Origin of the sequence: Pseudomonas kribbensis, from assembly GCF_003352185.1 — a bacterium.
Classification (GTDB): domain Bacteria; phylum Pseudomonadota; class Gammaproteobacteria; order Pseudomonadales; family Pseudomonadaceae; genus Aquipseudomonas; species Aquipseudomonas kribbensis.
In genome coordinates this window covers 3,564,504-3,583,264 of sequence record NZ_CP029608.1, presented here as the reverse complement: position 1 = coordinate 3,583,264, position 18,761 = coordinate 3,564,504, and the positions used below count along the sequence as shown (strand labels likewise).

General features: G+C 60.1%; 16 protein-coding genes. 5 read left to right on the top strand and 11 right to left on the bottom strand.

All coding sequences use genetic code 11. From position 1 onward, the window contains the following. Nucleotides 1-110 precede the first annotated feature (110 nt). From DLD99_RS16250 to DLD99_RS16240, 4 genes are all read left to right on the top strand, one after another. Nucleotides 111-596, top strand: coding sequence for a hypothetical protein (locus DLD99_RS16250; RefSeq protein ID WP_114883584.1), 486 nt, complete (start codon nucleotides 111-113; stop codon nucleotides 594-596). 136 nt (nucleotides 597-732) lie between these two features. Further along, entirely contained in the window at nucleotides 733-1,011 is a 279-nt protein-coding gene (locus tag DLD99_RS16245; protein ID WP_162803494.1) for a DUF6966 domain-containing protein, read from the top strand. Between the two features lie 170 nt (nucleotides 1,012-1,181). Further along, on the top strand, nucleotides 1,182-1,394 hold the full coding sequence (locus DLD99_RS29135) for a hypothetical protein (protein WP_162803493.1): 213 nt from the start codon (nucleotides 1,182-1,184) through the stop codon (nucleotides 1,392-1,394). A gap of 200 nt (nucleotides 1,395-1,594) precedes the next feature. Further along, nucleotides 1,595-2,059, top strand: a complete 465-nt coding sequence (locus tag DLD99_RS16240) for a hypothetical protein (RefSeq protein WP_114883582.1) — start codon at nucleotides 1,595-1,597, stop codon at nucleotides 2,057-2,059. Nucleotides 2,060-2,249: 190 nt separating this feature from the next. Here the strand turns inward: DLD99_RS16240 and DLD99_RS16235 are convergent, their stop codons facing one another. The 7 genes from DLD99_RS16235 to DLD99_RS16205 form a co-directional block, all read right to left on the bottom strand. Further along, nucleotides 2,250-3,890 (bottom strand): BatD family protein, encoded by a 1,641-nt coding sequence (locus tag DLD99_RS16235; RefSeq protein WP_114883581.1) that lies wholly within the window; start codon nucleotides 3,888-3,890, stop codon nucleotides 2,250-2,252. After that, on the bottom strand, nucleotides 3,887-5,623 hold the full coding sequence (locus DLD99_RS16230; protein WP_114883580.1) for a tetratricopeptide repeat protein: 1,737 nt from the start codon (nucleotides 5,621-5,623) through the stop codon (nucleotides 3,887-3,889). Before DLD99_RS16230 ends, DLD99_RS16235 begins: the two co-directional genes overlap by 4 nt. Further along, complete coding sequence (locus DLD99_RS16225; RefSeq protein WP_114883579.1) at nucleotides 5,620-6,699, bottom strand: vWA domain-containing protein; 1,080 nt, start codon at nucleotides 6,697-6,699, stop codon at nucleotides 5,620-5,622. The genes DLD99_RS16230 and DLD99_RS16225 overlap by 4 nt, the downstream gene beginning before the upstream one ends. Next, entirely contained in the window at nucleotides 6,692-7,189 is a 498-nt protein-coding gene (locus DLD99_RS16220) for a DUF4381 domain-containing protein (RefSeq protein ID WP_085711313.1), read from the bottom strand. The genes DLD99_RS16225 and DLD99_RS16220 overlap by 8 nt, the downstream gene beginning before the upstream one ends. Next, nucleotides 7,186-8,130, bottom strand: a complete 945-nt coding sequence (locus DLD99_RS16215; RefSeq protein ID WP_085711312.1) for a DUF58 domain-containing protein — start codon at nucleotides 8,128-8,130, stop codon at nucleotides 7,186-7,188. The genes DLD99_RS16220 and DLD99_RS16215 overlap by 4 nt, the downstream gene beginning before the upstream one ends. Before the next feature lie 5 nt (nucleotides 8,131-8,135). Continuing rightward, nucleotides 8,136-9,095 (bottom strand): AAA family ATPase, encoded by a 960-nt coding sequence (locus DLD99_RS16210; protein ID WP_007913915.1) that lies wholly within the window; start codon nucleotides 9,093-9,095, stop codon nucleotides 8,136-8,138. A 270-nt stretch (nucleotides 9,096-9,365) separates the two neighbouring features. Beyond that, a complete protein-coding gene (locus tag DLD99_RS16205; protein WP_085711311.1) occupies nucleotides 9,366-9,719 on the bottom strand; it encodes a hypothetical protein in 354 nt (117 codons plus the stop codon). A 504-nt stretch (nucleotides 9,720-10,223) separates the two neighbouring features. On the opposite strand from DLD99_RS16205, the gene DLD99_RS16200 reads away from it, so the two are divergent. After that, nucleotides 10,224-15,110 (top strand): NAD-glutamate dehydrogenase, encoded by a 4,887-nt coding sequence (locus tag DLD99_RS16200; RefSeq protein ID WP_085711310.1) that lies wholly within the window; start codon nucleotides 10,224-10,226, stop codon nucleotides 15,108-15,110. A gap of 178 nt (nucleotides 15,111-15,288) precedes the next feature. Here DLD99_RS16200 and DLD99_RS16195 read toward each other — a convergent pair whose 3' ends face one another. The 4 genes from DLD99_RS16195 to pdxR all read right to left on the bottom strand — a co-directional run bounded on the left by DLD99_RS16195 (nucleotide 15,289) and on the right by pdxR (nucleotide 18,724). Next, a complete protein-coding gene (locus DLD99_RS16195) occupies nucleotides 15,289-16,002 on the bottom strand; it encodes an ATPase (protein WP_114883578.1) in 714 nt (237 codons plus the stop codon). Nucleotides 16,003-16,243: 241 nt separating this feature from the next. Then, nucleotides 16,244-16,645, bottom strand: a complete 402-nt coding sequence (locus DLD99_RS16190; protein WP_085734031.1) for a cupin domain-containing protein — start codon at nucleotides 16,643-16,645, stop codon at nucleotides 16,244-16,246. 228 nt (nucleotides 16,646-16,873) lie between these two features. After that, nucleotides 16,874-17,167 carry a putative quinol monooxygenase gene (locus tag DLD99_RS16185; RefSeq protein ID WP_085711307.1) on the bottom strand — a complete coding sequence of 98 codons (294 nt, stop codon included), beginning with the start codon at nucleotides 17,165-17,167 and terminating at the stop codon, nucleotides 16,874-16,876. Between the two features lie 120 nt (nucleotides 17,168-17,287). Further along, nucleotides 17,288-18,724 carry a MocR-like pyridoxine biosynthesis transcription factor PdxR gene (gene pdxR, locus DLD99_RS16180; RefSeq protein WP_114883577.1) on the bottom strand — a complete coding sequence of 479 codons (1,437 nt, stop codon included), beginning with the start codon at nucleotides 18,722-18,724 and terminating at the stop codon, nucleotides 17,288-17,290. Between the last annotated feature and the right edge of the window lie 37 nt (nucleotides 18,725-18,761).

Below are 18,761 nucleotides of genomic sequence, written 5' to 3'. Positions count from 1 at the left end.
ACCTACCATCGAGCCATTATATTGATATCGTTTTTGGATCGAGCGATTCGTCGGGCTTCAACCTCCGCACAACGATAGCTCACACAGGGACAAGGTCTGGAGCAAGCGCAATGAAACGGGTCAATTCGATACCTTCCGTGACTGACACCCAAGCGTATTGTTCCTGGAAAAAACAGTGGTCGAGCCAGGAGGACCTGGATGTTCATTCGTACATCTTTGACCAGTGCCGGCCCGACCATGCTTTGTTGTTTTCCAAGATGTTCTTCCCGCACTTTGTGGTTGCCGAGGGTGGCGTATTTTTAGAGCGAAACTTTTCAAATGAAGCATTTGACAGATGTTTTGGCCTTGCCGCCGGTGATCTTTCAAAGACCGAGCGGCTATTGAACGCTGTGAAGATATATGACGTTTTTGGCCAAGGTGCCAGTGATGTTTCGGAGGATATATTTCTTCAGTTATGCAATGTGATTGGTTTTGCGTGGCGCATGGTGCTGAAGGAGAAATTTCCAGAGAAGGTGTTCTGTGTAGAGGTGTCGAACTCAGAGCAAAACTATGGCCCGGATATCACTTTATATCAGGTTGGACCGTTGATCTTTTGAGGGCGCATTAATGGTTGCTTATGAAGCACTAAAAGAAGCACTAAAAGGGGACGGATTTATTTGATTTAATAAATCTGTCCCCTTTGTAGTGTTGGTTAATTAAGGGTGTCGAAATAATCAGTTCGAGTTCGCTGAAATGAATCTAAAAAATATTGATTTGACTCTTAAACGAATGATTGAACTTCTTCGCGGTGTCGGGGGTGGGCGCGTGGTGGAGTGGGCGGCGGCTCTTGAAAGTGTTCGGGAAGATTTTCACAGCGATCCTAAGTATGCCTCGTCGAAGTTGGTATCTATGTATGGTGGGATGGGCTCTCTGAGTGATCTTGTTCTTTATAGCGGTGGTCAGGCATTAGTTGTAGAGAATAATGAGTTTGATATGCTGAGGTCGCGGCTTTATAAGCTTGTAAAAAGTTAACTTGATGAAAGAAAGGGGGCAAAAAGGGGGGGCATTAGCCGGTCTCAAGTCAAAGAAAAGGGGGCAAGGAAAAAATAAAAAAAGACAAAAAAGGGGACAGATTTATTTGATTAATAAATCTGTCCCCTTTTCACTGAATTCTTGACGCCATCGAATCAATTGAAGAAGGTTTGGAAACCACCATCATTGAAGGTGGGAATGATGTACTGCTGAACATGGACGCCTCAGGTGTACAAGTTGATATTTTGGTCAATGATGACTGGGTGGGGCAGCCGGAAAGTCATTTTTCATTAGTGGAGTGGCGGATGGTTATTGAAAGATGGAAATGTCTTCTTCAGCGCCCTGAGGATTCCGGCGAGGTAGATCTATTAACTTTGCCATAGTGAGGGGCAAAAGGACAAAGGGGCAAATGGGTGAAGGGGGGGCGGATTTATTTAATTCAATAGAAAAAATTGGACCGAAAAGGGGACAGATTTATTTTATTTAATAAATCTGTCCCCTTATTGGTCCGGCGCCGAGTTGTTAGGGGCTGCTTCAGCCTTGAGAAGGGTGCTTGACACCGTGTAGATCAGTTGAGGGATTTGTGAGATTTAACAGTGAAATGGAGAAAATGCTCCGCCGGGTGGGACGTACTTCTCTGGTCGGGGAGTTGGCGGATATTGCAAGGTCCGGTTTCGTAGAGCTGGATGGCTGTTTTTTTCTGGCGAACCTGGATAGCTTCCAGAGGAACGCAAGCCTGAAGAACTTCCCGGATAGAACGGGGTATGAGTGCTTCGTTAATTCGATCCATATCGATGATTACGTAAAAACCGAGTTTTTGGCATGCGCGCTCTCGTACTTGTCTTCAGTGTTTGAAACGTGGAACAAATCCGGTCTGCCGGGTGTTCTGCAGGGAGCCATTTCAGGTGATAAATTCGATGCGACGGTGAAGTTTCATCTGCAGCGACCTGGAGAAACCTGGTTGAGCGATGACCTTGAGGGATACGAGCAAGCGTTGTTTACCGTTGACTCGAGTGATGAGGCGTTTCTCGAAAGGTATGGGCGGTGAACAGTAACGGCGACAGGGGCGGGCTTAAAATAATTAAATAAATCTGTCCCCTTTTTTCTGGTCCCCTTTTTTCTGTCCTTTTTTCTTGTCCCCTTTTTTCTTTTAAATAAATCTGTCCCCTTTTTTCTTCATACGTCGAGGCTGTTTATGCGGACTTTACTGGCGTCGACTGAGCGTAGCCGGGGATGACCTACTTCGGATAAAGCGGCGGCAACCCGCTATCGCCCACCGGATCCTGCACCCGCTCCGCCGTCGGAATCGTGCGAATCGCCCGCCACAAATCCTCACCCTGCCAATGCTGCCCAGTCTCGCTGTAAAGCGCGCCGTTCAAACCATCAAGCGCATCCGACAGCGGCACAAAACGCGCTGCCATATCCGCCAGGGTTTCCGGTTGCTGACGGGCCCAGGCGTCGAGGGCCTGGCGGGTGGCTTGCGGGTCGTTGGCCTGGCTGGCGCGTTTGATGTCGTCGAGCAGGGTGCGCGGGCTCGGGCCGGTTTGGGCGGCGCGCAGGATTGCCGGTTGCCAGCGGGCGCGCCACCAGAGGCCGAAGCCGAGGAGGGTGGTGCAGGCGAGGATCAGCGTGCTGAGTTTCCACCACCACAGCGCTTCGCTGTCGGCGGTGTTGAAGGATTGCGAACTGCCGGCCGGGGTGTCGACCTGCAGGCTCGGGTTGGTCACCACTTGCAGGGTGCGGGCCGGCAGGCTGGTGTGTTCCAGGTGATCTTCGAAGGTGTTCCACCACACCACGTCCACGGTCGGCAGTTCGATCGAACCGCTGCGGCTCGGCACCAGGGCTTCGCGCTCTTCACGGCTGCCGATCAGGCCACGCTCGCTGCTCTGGTTGTTGAGCACCGGTTGGTCCGGGTAGCGACGCAGGCCGTTGGCCTCGGTGGCCGGCAGGGCGGGCAGTTGCGAACTGGCCAGGCCTTCGACCTTGAGGGTCAGGCTGCGGGTCAGGGAGTCGCCGACCTGGGTGTGATCCGGTTCCGGGTTCCAGCTTTCGCTGAGGCTTAGGCTGCGGGCCGGCAGCCACGGCGCATCGGCCGGATAAGTGATCGGCTTGGGTTTGACCGTCAGCGGGATTTCCGTAGAGGTCACTCGCAACACTTTGCCCGGTTTCGGCCCCTGTGCGTTGGCGTCCTTGGCAGGCTGGGTGTCCACCCGTGTGGCACTGAAGGTTTGCGGGGTGATGGTCAGCAAACCGCTGTGTTGCGGGAAGATCGCGTAGCGCATTTCGATCACGCCATGCCGCACACCGTTGATGTCTTTTTCGTAGGTGCGTGTATCGCCCAGCTGTTCAACCCGTGCATCGGTGATCTGCAACGGCGTGACGCTGCTGTCGTCGTACAGCGACACCGAATGGTAGATGCGCAGGGTCAGGACGGCCTGGGCCTGCACGTAGACGCTGCTCTGGTCGAGGCTGGACTCGATGAACACCGGGTCGAGCACATTCTTTTCTTCGGTTATGTCGCTTTCCACCACCTGCACGGTGATCGGCTGGCTCTGGGTTTCGCCCAGTTTCAATGACGGAATTTCAACGCTGCCGTTCTGTTTCGGCAACAGGGTGATGATCCAGCGGGTGGTGGCGCGGTTCTCGTTGTTGAGCGTGTTCAGCTGGTTGACCTGACGCGTGCCGCGCACTTCGAACAGTGGTTCCAGCGGGGTCAGATCCGGCTTGCCGAACTGCGTGACATCGTTGGATTCGAGGGTGAGTTCCACCGTCTCGCCGGAGTTCAGGCGACTGCGATCCACACTGGCCGTCAGCTCGGCCGCCTGAGCGGTGGCCGTGCAGATCAGCAGGGGTAGCAAGAGAGCGGTGAAACGGGTCATCGAGTGTTTTCCTGATCCTGATGTTGTTGCTGTTCGTACCAGAATTTGCGTCGCAGCAGTTCGCCCGGATCGTCCGGGATCTTGCCCAGCCATTGTTCCAGTGCCTGACGTTGCTCGCCTTCGAGGTTGTCCTCACCGGGGCTCAGCGTCGGGGCCGTATTCTGTTCCGCGTCCGGCGCGCTGTCCGGTAATTCGTTGGGGCCTGGCTGTGGCGGGGTGGTCGGCGGCGGTTCGCTCGCTGACTCCGCAGGCTGGGCCTCACTTTGCGCGTCATTCTTGATCGCCGGTGGCGGCGCGGTGGCGGGCGGTGGTTCGTCGCCCGGCACGTTTTGCTGCGTCGGTTGCTTCTCGGGCTCGGCGGGCGGCGGGGTGTTTTTCTGCTTGAGCAGGTTCTCCACCAGTGCCTTGTTGGTCAGCGCCGGGCGCAAGTCCGGCTGCAATTCCAGGGCCTGTTCATAGGCGTCGATCGCCGCGTCCAGCTCACCGCTTTTCGCCAGTGCGTTGCCACGATTGTAGTGGGCGCGGGCATCGCTGCCCTCGGCGAAACGCTCGGCGGCGCCACTGTAATCGCCGGCCTCGTACAACGCCAGCCCCTGCCATTGGTGGTCTTCGAAGTGTTGCGCAGCCTCGGCCGGACGCTTCTGTTTCAGCAGGTGCAAACCCTGTTGGTCAGGGCGCAGCCACAGGTCTTCGAAATTAAAAGCGTAGCTCGGTTGCGGCAGGCAAAACAGCAACGGCAGGCAGAACAACCAGCCACGGCGCCCGGCACAGGCGGCGAGCAGCAACAACGGCAACAGCAGCCAGTAACCCTGATCGGCCCAGGTATCGAGGCGCAAGGTCTGGCCGTCATTGCGCAGGCTGCGCGGGCCATCGAGCAGGCCGAGGCTGCGCAAGTCCGATTCATCCAGCCGCGCGCTGTGGTACTCGCCACCCACCGAATTGAGGAAGGCACCGAGGCCGGGGCTGTCGAGTTGCGGCACGCGGATCGCACCCTGGGCGTCCTTGAGGAAACTGCCGTCCTCCTGAGCAATCGGCGCGCCCTCGGCGGTGCCGATGCCGAGCATCAGCAACTGCGCCGATTGCCCGCTCAGTGCGCGGCGAATGCCCTGGCGCTCTTCATCGGACAGCGAAGAGCCGATCAGCAGAATACGGCCCTGACCCAGCGCCCCTTGTTCCAGCAACGTCAGCGCTTTGCTCACGGCAAGATCGGCGCGATGGCCGCTCTCCGGCATCAGCGACGGCTTGAGGGCATCGAGCAGATTGCGGCTGGTCGCCAGATCATCCGACAGCGGCACCAGCGTGTGGGCGCTCCCCGCGTAAACGACGATGGCGGTCTGCGCATCGCTGCGTGCTTTGAGCAGATCGAACAGTTTGCGCCGGGCCTGTTCCAGACGTGTGGGCGGCGAGTCGGTGGCGAGCATTTCCGGGGTCAGTTCCAGCACCACCACCAGTGGATCGGCCGGCTTTTGGCTGGTCTGTTCAACCCGCTCCCAGCTCGGCCCGAGCAGCGCCAGAATAGTCAGCAACCACGCGACGCCCAGCGCAACCCACGGCAACTTGCTGTCGCGCCCGCTGCCGCCACTGAGCAACGCGGCATGGAACGCCGGCGGCAGAATCATCTGCCAGCGTCCGGCGCGTTTCTGTCGGTGCCAGAGCTGCCAGATCAACCAGCCGAGCAGCGGCAACAGCAGCAACCACCATGGACGGAACCAGTGCGGCCAGAGGGCGATCATCGGCGCCTCCGCAAACGCAGGCGCTTGAGGCGCTCGCGCCAGTCAGGCAGGGGGCTTTGCAGATACAGCTCCTTGGTGAACAGCCGTTGCAGCGGGTTGTCCGGCCACAATTCGCGGGCCACCAGCAACATGCTCAACAGCAATGCCAATGCCAGCGGCCATTGATACAACGCCTGGGCCGGGCGCGCCTGAGTCGGCTGCTGGGCCACCGGTTCCAGTTGGTCGAGGGTGTCCTTGATCGCTTGCAGTTCCTTGCCGTCGCGGGCACGGAAATAACGGCCACCAGTAGCGTCGGCGATGGCCTTGAGTGCCGGCTCGTCGAGGTCGAGGGTCGGGTTGCCGCCGAGCAGTGCCGTGGCGCCACTTTCTTCGGGGTCGGCACCGATGCCGATCGGATAGATTTTCACGCCTTCATTGGCCGCCAGTTTTGCGGCGGTCAGCGGCTCGATTTCACCACCGTTGTTGGCGCCGTCGGTGACCAGAATCAGCACGCGGCTTTGTGCCGGGCGCATGCGCAGGCGTTTCAGCGCCAGACCGATGGCGTCGCCAATCGCGGTGTTCTTGCCGGCGATGCCGATCCGCGCTTCGTCGAGCCACACACGCACGGTGCGCCGGTCAAATGTCAGCGGCGCTTGCAGATAAGCCTGGCTGCCGAACAGGATCAAACCGACCCGGTCGCCGTCGCGGCTTTCCAGGAAGTCACCGAGCAAATGCTGGACCAGCGACAGGCGACTGACGTCTTCGTCGTTCCATTGCATGTCGGGGAAATCCATCGAACCGGACACGTCCACCGCCACCAGCAGATCGCGACCGCTCGCAGCAATCGGCAACGGCTCGCCCAGCCATTGCGGGCGGGCGGCGGCGATCAGCAGCAGCAACCACAGCAGCATGAACGGTGCTTGCTGACGCCAGGCCGGCAAATTGGCCCGGGCGCGGCGGCGGGCGAGGCCTTCCAGGTCACCGAGAAAACTCACTTTCAACGCCGGCTCGCCACTGTCAGCCACCGGCAGCACGAGGCGCATCAGCCACGGCAGCGGCAACAGCACAAAGATCCACGGCCAGGCGAACTCAAACATGCTTGCGGATCCAGGTATCGACGGCTTGCGTCAGGCCGGCGATGGCCTTGTCGTCGAGTTTGCATTCGGGCTTGTAGGCGCCTTCCACCAGCACCATCCAGCGGGTCAGGCCAGCGGCAGGGCAACGGTTGTCGAGGAACGCCAGCCACTTGCGCCCGTTGAGGGTGTGGCTCTGGCTGTAGGGGTAGTGGTTGCGACACAGGCGTTTTAACAGGCCGTTCAGTTGTTGCAACCATGCGCCGGCCGGTGCGCCGTCGTAGGGTTTGACCATTTGTGCCAGTTCGGCCAGCGCGGCAACGCGTACCGGATCGAGCGGGATTTCGGCGCGCACGACGGGTTTTTTCTTGATCGGGATGAAACGGCGCAGACGCCACAACGCGTAGCCGATCAGCGGCAGCAGCAAAAGCAGCAGCCACCAGCCCGGCGCCGGAGGCCAGAAGGCGATCGGTGGCGGGGAAATCAGCGGTTGCAGTTGTTCGAGGCCGTTCATCGAACGTTCCCCGGGCGCTGCGGGTTGAGGAACTCGCGCATCTGCTCGACCATTTCGCTCTGGGTGCTGAGAGGCATCAGCAGCACCCGCAATTTCTGCGCGAGCAATTCCCAGCGAGCGATGCGCGCTTCGGCCTGGGCGCGGTAGGTCTGGCGCAGGTCGAAGTTGAGCGTGTCGAGTTCCAGTTGCGCTCCGCGCTCGGCGAATCGCAGCAGGCCAGCGGCGGGCAGGGCGTGGTCCAGCGGATCGGACAGCGGCAGCATCAGCAGATCACAATGGCGCGACAGCAGGCTCAGTTGCTGCTCGGCGCTGTCGCTCAAGGCGCGCTCGTCACAGATCACTATCACCAGACTGCCCGGACGCAATACTTCACGGGCCCGGCGCAGGGCGACGCCAAACGCATCGCGATCCGGCTCCCGCTCGCTGTGCAGTGATTGATTGACCTTCACCAAGCGGTTGAGCAGTTGCAGCAGGCTCTGCTTGCTGCGGCGCGGTTTGATCTCGTAATGCTCGTTGTCGCCGAACACCAGTCCGCCAACCCGGTCGTTGTGGCCAAGCGCCGCCCAGCCGATCAGCGCCGCCGCTTGCGCCGCGAGCACCGATTTGAACATCAGCCCGGAACCGAAGAACAGCCGCGTGCTTTGCTCGACCATGATGAAAATCGGCCGTTCGCGTTCTTCATGGAACAGCTTGGTGTGCGGCTCCTGAGTCCGTGCGGTCACGCGCCAGTCGATGGTGCGCACGTCGTCGCCGGCCTGATAGACCCGCACTTGGTCGAAGTCGACGCCACGGCCCCGGAATTTCGAGTGATGCAGGCCAATCAGAGGGCTGCGCTGGCTCGGCGTGGAAAACAGCTGCACTTCGCGCACGCGGTGACGCATCTCGATCAATTCGGCGAGGGAGATGCGGATACCGGGTTCGGACGGCAGGGAGGCGTTCATGGGGGTCAAGCGACGGCTACGACGTCGAGAATCCGTTGCACCACCCGATCCTGGTCGATGCCGGCGGCTTCGGCCTCGAACGACAGAATGATGCGGTGACGCAATACGTCGAACAGCACCGCCTGGATATCTTCCGGGCTGACGAAGTCGCGACCGGCCAGCCAGGCGTGGGCGCGGGCGCAGCGGTCGAGGGCGATGGAGCCGCGCGGGCTGGCGCCGTAGGCAATCCATTCGGCCATTTCCGGGTCAAACTTGGCCGGGTTGCGCGTGGCCATGACCAGTTGCACCAGGTATTCCTCCACGGCGTCCGCCATGTACAGACCGAGGATTTCCTTGCGTGCGGCGAAAATCGCCTGCTGGCTGACCCGGCGCTCGGGTTTGGTCTCGCCGTTCAGGGCTTCGCCCCGGGCCTGTTGCAGGATCCGCCGTTCGACAGCGGCGTCCGGGAAACCGATTTTCACGTGCATCAGGAAGCGGTCGAGCTGCGCTTCGGGCAGCGGATAGGTGCCTTCCTGCTCGATCGGGTTCTGCGTGGCCATTACCAGAAACAACGGCGACAGCTCGTAAGTGCTGCGCCCGACACTGACCTGACGCTCGGCCATGGCTTCGAGCAGCGCCGATTGCACTTTGGCCGGGGCACGGTTGATTTCGTCCGCCAGCACCAGGTTGTGGAAGATCGGGCCTTGCTGGAACACGAAACTGCCGGTTTCCGGGCGATAGATCTCGGTGCCGGTGATGTCGGCAGGCAGCAGGTCCGGGGTGAACTGGATGCGATGGAACTGGGCTTCGATGCCCTCGGCGAGCTCTTTGATCGCTTTGGTCTTGGCCAGGCCCGGAGCGCCCTCGACCAGCATGTGGCCGTCGGCGAGCAGGGCGATGAGCAAGCGCTCGATGAGTTTTTCCTGGCCGAGAATCTGCGTTGAAAGAAAGGTTCGCAGCGCCAGCAGCGCTTCACGATGTTCCATCGATGACTGTTCCTGGAAAGGGTGGCCACAGGCGTTCGGATAACGCCGGGGCTGGGGGCGTTACTTTAATCCATCGCAGGGGGTGGCGACTAACGGCATTTTGCGCAAAGTGCGGGAAATGACCGGGGCAATTGTTGGAAATTTGTAGGGCGGGGGAGGTGCGGTGTTCTTTCGGGCCTCATCGCGAGCAGGCTCGCTCCCACATTTGAGCGGTGTACGCCCGTCAGTGTGGGAGCGAGCCTGCTCGCGATAGGGTCAGTGCAGACACCCTCAAATCTGGCTGATAAAGGTGCCAGTACCATCAAGAATGTTCTTCAGGGTTTCCTCAACCTCGGCCAGATCCACCATGTCCGGGTTGTAGGTGATTTCCAGCACATCATCGCCATTCAGCGCATCGGCATCCGCCGCCGCGATTTCGATCTTCAGCAGGGTCTTGGTCAGGGTGACTTTCACGCCGTCGAGAGTGGACGGCTCGCCATCCAGCGTGATCTCCAGTTCATCCTCGTCCGGATAGCGGCTCATCAGAAACATTTCGCCCTTGTCGCTGTGGCAGCAGAGCATGGCCATGTTGTCTTCTTCGTCGTCGCACGGGTTGACGATCAAAAGGGCGGTGGTCATTTGCATGGGGAATTCCTGCCTCGGCGGGCTTGTTGGTCGCAATTGGGCGCGATTCTGCCAGCCCCCGGGAATTTCTGCATGTGAGAGTGTCAGAGGATGTGTCGTGAACGCGACACAGGTCAATGGTCATTTCTGGCACGCCTGTACCGTAAAACCGGGGATTCAGACCGGCGTTGCGCCCCATGAATGCTAGTGTTTACCGATGCGCCTGCCCGGGTTTACGTGCCAATGACCGAATATGTCGCAGCACCGCAAGCAGACACATTGTCGCACCCATTAAGCTGCGCAACGGATGAGCACCCGTAAAGACATTGTCGGCATGCCGGACAGTCGTTTTTGCAGATGCCCATTCATGGAAGGTGAATGTGACCTGAGTGTCTCGTCCAGCTTCACCCACCTGTCACCCTGTTTCCTCTGCCCGAGATTCAGGAACAGGGCGACGGAACGCCCCGAAAGGGGTTTTGTACGCGACGCTTTCCATCAATAACAAGCCCAAGCGGAGTACCACAGATGGCGTTCTTCACCGCAGCCAGCAAAGCCGACTTCCAGCACCAACTGCAAGCGGCACTGGCGCAGCACATCAGTGAACAGGCACTGCCACAAGTGGCGCTGTTCGCTGAACAATTCTTCGGCATCATTTCCCTGGACGAGCTGACCCAACGTCGCCTCTCCGACCTCGCTGGCTGTACTCTTTCTGCGTGGCGCCTGCTTGAGCGCTTCGATCACGCGCAACCGCAAGTGCGCGTCTACAACCCCGATTACGAACGTCACGGCTGGCAGTCGACCCACACCGCGGTCGAAGTGCTGCACCACGACCTGCCATTCCTGGTGGACTCGGTGCGTACCGAGCTGAACCGCCGTGGCTACAGCATCCACACCCTGCAGACCACCGTGCTCAGTGTGCGTCGTGGCAGCAAGGGCGAACTGCTGGAAATCCTGCCGAAGGGCACCACCGGCGAAGGCATCCTGCACGAGTCGCTGATGTACCTGGAAATCGACCGCTGCGCCAACGCGGCCGAACTGAATGTGCTGAGCAAGGAACTGGAACAGGTTCTGGGTGAAGTCCGCGTCGCGGTCGCCGATTTCGAGCCGATGAAGGCCAAGGTGCAGGAAATCCTCACCAAGCTCGATAACAGCGCATTTGCCGTCGATGCCGGCGAGAAGAACGAAATCAAGAGCTTCCTGGAATGGCTGGTGGGCAACCACTTCACCTTCCTCGGCTACGAAGAATTCACCGTGGTCGATCAGGCCGACGGCGGCCACATCGAATACGACCAGAATTCGTTCCTCGGCCTGACCAAGATGTTGCGCACCGGTCTGACCAACGAAGACCGCCACATCGAAGACTACGCCGTGAACTACCTGCGCGAACCGACGCTGCTGTCGTTCGCCAAGGCTGCACACCCGAGCCGCGTACACCGTCCGGCTTACCCGGACTACGTGTCGATCCGTGAAATCGACGCCGACGGCAAGGTCATCAAGGAACACCGCTTCATGGGCCTGTACACCTCGTCGGTGTATGGCGAAAGCGTGCGTGTCATCCCGTTCATCCGCCGCAAGGTCGAAGAGATCGAGCGTCGCTCCGGCTTCCAGGCCAAGGCTCACCTGGGCAAGGAACTGGCCCAGGTTCTGGAAGTGCTGCCGCGTGACGACCTGTTCCAGACCCCGGTCGACGAACTGTTCAGCACCGTGATGTCGATCGTGCAGATCCAGGAGCGCAACAAGATCCGCGTGTTCCTGCGCAAAGACCCGTACGGTCGCTTCTGCTACTGCCTGGCCTACGTGCCGCGCGACATCTATTCCACCGAAGTCCGCCAGAAAATCCAGCAAGTGCTGATGGAGCGCCTGAAGGCGACCGACTGCGAGTTCTGGACCTTCTTCTCCGAGTCCGTGCTGGCCCGCGTGCAGCTGATCCTGCGCGTCGACCCGAAGAACCGTATCGACATCGACCCGCTGCAACTGGAAAACGAAGTCATCCAGGCCTGCCGCAGCTGGCAGGACGATTACGCCGCATTGACCGTCGAAACCTTCGGCGAAGCCAACGGCACCAACGTGCTGGCTGACTTCCCTAAAGGCTTCCCGGCCGGTTATCGCGAGCGTTTCGCGGCGCATTCGGCCGTGGTCGACATGCAGCACCTGCTCAACCTGAGCGAGAAGAAGCCGCTGGCCATGAGCTTCTACCAGCCGCTGGCTTCCGGCCCGCGCGAGCTGCACTGCAAGCTGTATCACGCCGATACCCCGCTGGCGCTGTCCGACGTGCTGCCGATCCTGGAAAACCTCGGCCTGCGCGTGCTGGGCGAGTTCCCGTATCGCCTGCGTCACAACAACGGTCGCGAGTTCTGGATCCACGACTTCGCGTTCACTGCCGCCGAAGGCATGGACCTGGACATCCAGCAGCTCAATGACACCCTGCAGGACGCGTTCGTCCACATCGTGCGCGGCGACGCCGAAAACGATGCGTTCAACCGTCTGGTGCTGACCGCCGGCCTGCCATGGCGCGACGTCGCGCTGCTGCGTGCCTACGCTCGCTACCTGAAGCAGATCCGTCTGGGCTTCGACCTCGGCTACATCGCCAGCACCCTGAACAACCACACCGACATCGCTCGCGAACTGACCCGGTTGTTCAAGACCCGCTTCTACCTGGCGCGCAAACTGGGCAGCGATGATCTGGACGACAAGCAACTGCGTCTGGAACAGGCAATCCTGACCGCGCTGGACGACGTTCAAGTCCTCAACGAAGACCGCATCCTGCGTCGTTACCTGGACCTGATCAAAGCGACCCTGCGCACCAACTTCTACCAGACCGACGCCAACGGCCAGAACAAGTCGTACTTCAGCTTCAAGTTCAACCCGCACTTGATCCCTGAGCTGCCGAAGCCGGTTCCGAAATTCGAAATCTTCGTTTACTCGCCTCGCGTCGAAGGCGTGCACCTGCGCTTCGGCAACGTCGCGCGTGGTGGCCTGCGCTGGTCCGACCGTGAAGAAGACTTCCGTACCGAAGTCCTCGGCCTGGTAAAAGCCCAGCAAGTGAAGAACTCGGTCATCGTGCCGGTGGGTGCGAAGGGCGGCTTCCTGCCGCGTCGCCTGCCACTGGGCGGCAGCCGTGACGAGATCGCGGCCGAAGGCATCGCCTGCTACCGCATCTTCATCTCGGGTCTGCTGGACATCACCGACAACCTGAAGGACGGCAAACTGGTTCCGCCGGTCAACGTCGTGCGTCATGACGATGATGACCCGTACCTGGTGGTCGCGGCGGACAAGGGCACTGCAACCTTCTCCGACATCGCCAATGGCATCGCCATCGACTACGGCTTCTGGCTGGGTGACGCGTTCGCGTCCGGTGGTTCGGCCGGTTACGACCACAAGAAAATGGGCATCACCGCCAAGGGCGCGTGGGTCGGCGTACAGCGCCACTTCCGCGAGCGCGGCATCAATGTCCAGGAAGACAGCGTGACCGTGGTCGGCATCGGCGACATGGCCGGCGACGTATTCGGTAACGGTCTGTTGATGTCCGACAAGCTGCAACTGGTTGCCGCGTTCAACCACATGCACATCTTCATCGACCCGAACCCGAACCCGGCCACCAGCTTCGTCGAGCGTCAGCGCATGTTCGACCTGCCGCGTTCGGCATGGTCCGACTACGACACCAGCATCATGTCCGAAGGCGGCGGTATCTTCTCGCGCAGCGCGAAGAGCATTGCCATCTCGCCACAGATGAAAGAGCGCTTCGACATCCAGGCCGACAAGCTGACCCCGACCGAACTGCTGAACGCCTTGCTCAAGGCACCGGTGGATCTGCTGTGGAACGGCGGTATCGGTACTTACGTCAAGGCCAGCAGCGAAAGCCACGCCGATGTCGGCGACAAGGCCAACGATGCACTGCGCGTGAACGGCAACGAACTGCGCTGCAAGGTAGTGGGCGAGGGCGGTAACCTCGGCATGACCCAACTGGGTCGTGTGGAATTCGGTCTCAATGGCGGCGGTTCCAACACCGACTTCATCGACAACGCCGGTGGCGTGGACTGCTCCGACCACGAAGTGAACATCAAGATCCTGCTGAACGAAGTGGTTCAGGCCGGCGACATGACGGGCAAGCAACGCGATCAGTTGCTGGCGAGCATGACCGACGAAGTCGGTGGTCTGGTGCTGGGCAACAACTACAAGCAGACCCAGGCTCTGTCCCTGGCTGCCCGCCGTGCCTACGAGCGTGCCGCCGAGTACAAACGCCTGATGAGCGATCTGGAAGGCCGTGGCAAGCTGGACCGCGCCATCGAGTACCTGCCGACCGAAGAGCAGCTCACCGAGCGCGCCGCGACCGGCAAGGGCCTGACGCGTCCGGAGCTGTCGGTGCTGATCTCGTACAGCAAGATCGACCTCAAGCAGCAGCTGCTGGACTCGCTGGTGCCGGACGACGACTACCTGACCCGTGACATGGAAACCGCGTTCCCGCCGAGCCTGGTCAGCAAGTTCGCCGATGCCATGCGTCGTCACCGTCTGAAGCGCGAGATCGTCAGCACCCAGATCGCCAACGATCTGGTCAACCACATGGGCATCACCTTCGTTCAGCGACTCAAAGAGTCCACCGGCATGACTCCGGCGAACGTTGCCGGCGCCTACGTGATCGTGCGTGACATCTTCCACCTCCCGCACTGGTTCCGTCAGATTGAAGCCCTGGACTACCAGGTCTCCGCTGACGTGCAACTGGAGCTGATGGACGAGCTGATGCGTCTGGGCCGTCGCGCCACGCGCTGGTTCCTGCGTGCCCGTCGCAACGAGCAGAACGCTGCCCGTGACGTCGCGCATTTCGGTCCGCACCTGAAGGAGCTGGGCCTGAAGCTGGACGAACTGCTGAGCGGCGAAATCCGTGAAAACTGGCAGGAGCGTTATCAGGCTTACGTCGCGGCCGGTGTACCGGAACTGCTGGCGCGTATGGTGGCGGGTACGACCCACCTCTACACGCTGCTGCCGATCATCGAAGCGGCCGACGTGACTGGCCAGGATCCGGCCGAAGTGGCCAAGGCGTACTTCGCCGTGGGCAGCGCGCTGGACATCACCTGGTACATCTCGCAGATCAGCGCCTTGCCGGTTGAAAACAACTGGCAGGCCCTGGCCCGTGAAGCGTTCCGCGACGACGTCGACTGGCAGCAACGCGCGATCACCATCGCCGTTCTGCAAGCGGGCGGCGGCAACCTGGACGTGGAAGAGCGTCTGGGGCTGTGGATGGCGCAACACGACGCGATGATCCAGCGCTGGCGCGCGATGCTGGTGGAAATCCGTGCCGCCAGCGGCACCGACTACGCCATGTACGCGGTGGCCAACCGTGAGCTGAACGACGTGGCGTTGAGCGGTCAGGCGGTCGTGCCTGCTGCGGCGACTGCGGAGCTTGAGCTTGCTTGAGTAGCCGTTGAATGAAAAAGCCCCTGCATTGTGAGATGCGGGGGCTTTTTTATGCCTGATGGATTTGTGTTGTTTGTTCCGGCCCTTTCGTCGGAACGCCGCCCGGAGCAAGCTCGCTCCCACAGGGAAATGCGTTCCAAGTGTGGGAGCGAGCCTGCTCGCGATAGCGGTATTACAGTTACTGCAAGTTATGTCCTTGTTTGTTATCAAGCATCGATACTTTATCTGTCGGTCTGGTCAGCAAATTACTGAGCGACTGGTCAAACTTCTGCAACGCCCGGACCTGAACTTCCTGCTGCTGATTAATATCCGCAACGATCTCCTCCGAACGCTTGAAGTCCGCCCACACCGGCGTCAACTCTTTCGCCTCGGACCCCTTGGCCGTCCCGATGTAGTTGAACTTCCCGTCATAGAAGTCTGCACTCACATCGGCCTTGATGTCCGAGCTGCGCGAAGTAATCAACTGGCTGTGAGTATCGACGATCGCTACCACATCCGGATTGGCCGCACGCAGGCTCTGCATGTCCGGGTACACCGTGACCGAACCGAATTGGCGTTGCAGCGAGGCTTTCACCCAGTCCACGGCCATGTCCGGTTTCGAGGTGGCGACGTAGGCGTCGTGGATCGGCTGTACCAATAAACTCTGGCCGAAACCGGTGCCGGCGTTGGCCTGATACTCGCGCAGGTATTCGCGGTTGGTCTGGGTGCTTGGGCTGTAGACGACGCCCAGCGAGACACCGGGACCGCTTTTGACCTGGGCGGCGCTGCTGCGGCCGACAGGTTGGGTGAACAGTGTGTCGAGGGAAGAAACCGCTTTGGGGGCGGTAGGAACTGAACAGGCGGACAACGCTAAAACCGATATCGCCAAGGTACTGGCAAAGGCAAGTTTCATGGTGAGTCTCCCGTGAAGCAACTCCAGTCGGAAAGTCAGGAATGTCGGGGTTCATTAAATAGAATCGGCGACAGTTGCCTCAGACTACTCCCGCCAAACTGAAAACAACCTGACAATTTGCTGAATGACTGTCATGCAATAGTTTTATTGGCTGTAAGCGTTTTTGATTAATTGCCGACGGAAATAAAAAAGGCGCCAATCAACAAATTGCGCCTTTTATTTATGGCTGGTTAAACAACCATCAGTTTTTCAATGGGATCAGCACTTGCTCGTCCGGCGACAGCACCATGAACACCAGCAACTTGGCTGGCTTGGTCTTGCTGGCGTTTTTCGACACCAGATGTTCGGAGCCTGCCGGTTCGTACCAGAACTGGCCTTTCTTGTAGGTGATCGCTTGTTCACCCTTGACCTGGGAAGTCACTTCGCCTTCGAGCACATAGGCCATGGCGGTGCCGTCGTGTTTGTGGGCGATGGAGGACTGGCCGGGTTTGTAGTCGACTTCAATCATCATGGCTTTTTTGCCGGGGACGTTTTTCAGCATCTGGTCCTGCAGGACCGATACCTTCTCGGAGGCATCGTGGGCCATGGTGGCGGCAGAAACAGACAGGGCGAGAGCAGCGGCGAAAATGGGCAGGAGTTTCATGGCGGGTCACCTGTGAAGTGGGGGAGTCGGCTTTCACAGTAGTCCGCGAAGTGATGCATTCAAACGGCCAATATTCGGGAAGATCGGGTGACCAATCCGGGGGATATCAGCGCATTCAGATACGCCATCGCGAGCAGGCTCGCTCCCACAAGTGTTGTGTTGTTCACAAATCATATGAACGACACAGAAACCGTGGGAGCGAGCCTGCTCGCGATGGGGCCTTTAAGGTCAAACGATAGGAAACGAGTTGAAATCCACGCTATTGGCCAGCCGACTGTCGATCAAATCAATAAACCCCTGCGCCTCAGGCCGGTTGAAGTGCGCCTGCATCGCCGCCTCCGACTGCCAACGAGCGCTGACCGTCCAGCGGTGGCTGTCGTCAGGGCAACGGTCGACCAGATAGGAATCACAGCCCGGCGTTTCGCGAAGGGTTTCGACGATCTTCTGCAACTGCCTGCCCAGCTCCTCGGAGCGGCCGGCCGCAGCCTGCACCTGTACGGTGTTGATCACTTCGTTGGACATTGCTCACACTCCTGAATCAGGCCGGATGAATCCTGCTCATTGAGGGATAACGCCTGTGCAGAATAGGCCTGCACCCCCGGATCACCAATAACCAATCGGCGGGTAATCCGTTAGACCAATCTACCCGGCGACCTGTTGCAGAATGTCGCGCAGGCGGTCCAGCGCGATATCGATATCCAGCGTCTCGATGGCGCCAAAACCGAAGTACATCCCGCTTCTGGCCGGCTGCTGGTAATAGAAGCCGTCGATGGCGTACAGCCCGACTTCGACCTTTTTCGCCAGTTCGATCACCAGCGGCAAGTCGATCGGCACCCGGCAGAACACCGCCATGTGGAAGCCCGCACTCGCCGGCACGGCCTCCAGCCACGGCGAGAGGTCAGTGGCCATGCGCGCCAGGATCCGCTCGCGGCGCTGGGCGTAAACGGTGTGGCAGCGGCGGATGTGCTTGAGCAGGCAACCCTCGGCGATGAACTTGGCCAGCGCCCATTGCGGCAGGGTGGAAGCGTGCAGGTCGGTGAGCTGCTTGGCGCGGATCACCGCTTCGAGGATCGCTGGCGGCAGGATTGCGTAGCCCAGCCGCAGCTCTGGCAGCAGGGTCTTGGAGAAGGTGCCGACGTAAGCGACGATGCCGCGCTGATCGAGGTTATGCAGCGAATCCGTTGGCCGGCCCTCGTAGCGAAATTCGCTGTCATAGTCGTCCTCGATGATGATCGCGCCCAGCTCGTAAGCCCGGGCCAGCAACGCTTCGCGTCGCGCATGGCTCATCGGCATCCCCAGCGGGAACTGGTGCGACGGCGTCACGTAGATCAACCGGGTGCCGTCGGGAATGTGCTGCACCTGAATCCCTTCCGCATCCACCGGCACCCCGACCACGGTCGCGCCATGTGTGCCGAACAGCAGCCGCGCCGGCGGATAACCCGGATCTTCCATCGCCACCAGACTGCCGGGGCGCAGCAGCACCCGGGCGATCAGGTCCAGTGCCTGTTGCGCGCCGTTGCACACCACGATGTCTTCGTCCTGGCAGTTCACGCCACGGGAAAACGCGATGTGCCGGGCAATCGCATTGCGCAGCGCCGGCAAGCCTTCCGCCACGCTGTAAAAACCCTTGGAACCCGCCATTTGCCGCATGGCGTGGGACACGCAGCGGCGCCAGTCATCGTGGGGGAACTGGCCCTTGCTGGTGGCGCCGCCAATGAAGTCGTAACGCAGCGAGCCTTCCAGCGTCGGGTGCCGCAGGAACACCGGCAGGTTGCACCAGCTCTCGATCACCTCGGCACTGGCCAGCTCGGAATGGCTTTGCTTGCGCTGCACCGGCGTCGAGCGGGCGTTGACGTAGGTGCCTTTGCCGATGACGCCGGTGAGGAAGTTTTCGTAAGTCAGTTGTGCGTAGGTGTCGGAAATGGTCTTGCGCGAAATCCCCAGTTGCTCGGCGAGCAAGCGGCTGGGCGGCAGTTGCGTGCCGGCGGCCAGACGCCCGGATTCAATGGCGCCGCGCAGTTGCTGGTACAACTGACCGGCCAGATCCTTGCGGCCGTTGATCACGACATGAAGTTCCATACCGACGGGGCTCTCCGGGAAATTGAGTGTGCCGGCC